Annotated in this window: 4 protein-coding genes; all 4 read right to left on the bottom strand. The window is 33.3% G+C overall.

What is annotated here, in order from left to right:
* Positions 1-813 (bottom strand): hypothetical protein (locus ASJ81_RS11755; RefSeq protein ID WP_141241690.1); only part of this gene is annotated, 813 nt, incomplete at its 3' end.
* The gene (locus ASJ81_RS24610; protein WP_095644612.1) at positions 810-1,187 is read right to left on the bottom strand and encodes an EamA family transporter; all 378 of its coding nucleotides are present in this window, start codon (positions 1,185-1,187) and stop codon (positions 810-812) included. The genes ASJ81_RS24610 and ASJ81_RS11755, both read right to left, overlap by 4 nt.
* Complete coding sequence (locus ASJ81_RS11765) at positions 1,187-1,444, bottom strand: PHP-associated domain-containing protein (protein ID WP_141241691.1); 258 nt, start codon at positions 1,442-1,444, stop codon at positions 1,187-1,189. Before ASJ81_RS11765 ends, ASJ81_RS24610 begins: the two co-directional genes overlap by 1 nt.
* Positions 1,441-2,084, bottom strand: a 644-nt coding sequence (locus ASJ81_RS11770) for an IS110 family transposase (protein ID WP_141241618.1), incomplete at its 5' end; no start/stop codon positions are given. The genes ASJ81_RS11770 and ASJ81_RS11765, both read right to left, overlap by 4 nt.

A 2,084-nucleotide genomic window follows, 5' to 3' on the forward strand; every position in this document is an offset into this window, starting at 1 on the left:
GTATAAATATACGATTTTCAAATATATAATATCAATTAGATACAAATTGACCATCGAATCTTTTAAGCCAAGATATATTAGATACAGTGTAAACGTTATAATTGGTGGATTTTGCAGTGAAGCAATTGATGATAATAGTACAGCTAAGTTGTACTTTTTTGCGACAGCAAATGAAATCGCCATTACCACGAACGAATATGAGAAAACCTCTGCACCTGTCCAACCTATATATAACACTATCGGATTAACTGCTGAAAAAGCAAGCATTACAAGTCTTTGAAATTTATCATCAAAACAATAAGTTATTACCCAAAAACTAGCTAGTAGAAGAGCAGCGTTGGTTATTTGAAGGCTCAAAAGCTCATTAATATTGAAAAAATGAAGAATAACAAAAAAAGGTAAGCTTACAAGTGAATAAGCCCAAAAATGAATTGGATAATAATTTCCATTGAGAGCTTTAACATATCCATAATAATCCTGGGCGGACGGAAAAGATATACCACAACCTTGTTCTATAGCTGCTCGCATTGCAATATCGGCTGGTTGCAAATCAAAAGATAAATGATTAAATGACGATATTGTCATAGCAAAATATTCATGACCGTCACCTAAAATCATTGGTTTGACGGTTTGCATATATAAAAGCATGAATATTGATAAATAAAAAGGTAAGTTATATTTGGACTTGATAAAACTTAATAAATAAGAAAGTATAATATTAATATCTGGATATTTATTCTGCTTTTGCGTATACTTACTAGTATTTACGCTGTTTTTTCCACTAATCTGAACTTCATTATTGGTTTTTTTCATGAATCCCACCTACCATATGTTACCCCAATAATAGTCGTTCCAATTAATATGAAAAAAACACCAATCCATAACCCTTTTCCTAAAGGCTCTTTTAAAAAGATATTGCTTAATATCATCACGATCGGATAGCTTAAACTCACAAATGGGTATGCATAGCTTACTTGCACGCGTGATAGTACATATAACCACAGGATAAAGCTCAGCCCATAGACAAGTAACCCACTCATCACATAGAAATTTCTTATCAAACTAAGTATTGTAGTGGTATCTAATACGGATAACTCAAAATCAGATCCGCTCATTCCACGTCTCAATAAAATCTGCCCGAGACTTGAAATACAGACGGCTATTATTATATAGAGTAAGTTCTTCATTAAATCTTCCTCATTAATATTAAAGATTTAGTGAGTGCATGATTTAACACAAAAGACTTTCTTCCAAACATAGCGAGATCTTTTTTTCTAATCGCATCTACAATATCACTATTCTCAGTAATAATCCCTGCATTTCCAATTTCATGTGGAAAATGAGCATCGCTTCCTGCAGTTTTCATTAGGTTATATTTATTGGCAAAATTTTCGGCGATATCATTATATTTTAGCATGAAAGTACATGAGGATATCTTCCTCACGTGCTCTCTTCACCTTCTTTTTCCATTATCGCAAATATTTCACTAATTATTTTTATTCGTTCATCAACTGAGAATATTTCTGTCTCAACAATCTTCCTATTTTGAATTTCTCCTTTTTTATATCCAGTTCCATCTTCGTACATCTCATCGTTTACGATAAGATGCCATATTATCGTTGCAATTTTCCTTGCCAAGGCAATAATTGCCTTGGAATGCCCAATTGACTTCTTTTTCCTGTTAAAAAACTCTTTTAACTTACTGTTATTCTTTCTTGCCGCTGCTTGAGAAATCTGCGTAAGAATCCATCTTGCTCCCTTTGATCCTCTCTTTGTGATTCTTCCGTTGTGGTATTTATCTGCAGATTGATACACATTAGGAACCAGACCAAGCCAGGAAGCAAGCTTATCTCCAGAAGAAAAATCCTTGAAATTGCCTATTTCAGCAAGTAAAATTGCCGCACCAAGTTCTCCTATACCTGGAACTGACATTAAAATCTCCATTTCTCGCTTATGCTTTTTATAAGCATAATTGAAAATTTCTTTCTCTAAAGCTTCGATCTCATCATCAATACTCTTTATGAGTTTCAGACAGATCTGAAGTCTGAATGCAGCACTTTGAGAGATTTCTCGATCAAGAATTT

This window comes from Methanosarcina spelaei (genome assembly GCF_002287235.1).
Taxonomy (GTDB): Archaea; Halobacteriota; Methanosarcinia; order Methanosarcinales; family Methanosarcinaceae; genus Methanosarcina; species Methanosarcina spelaei.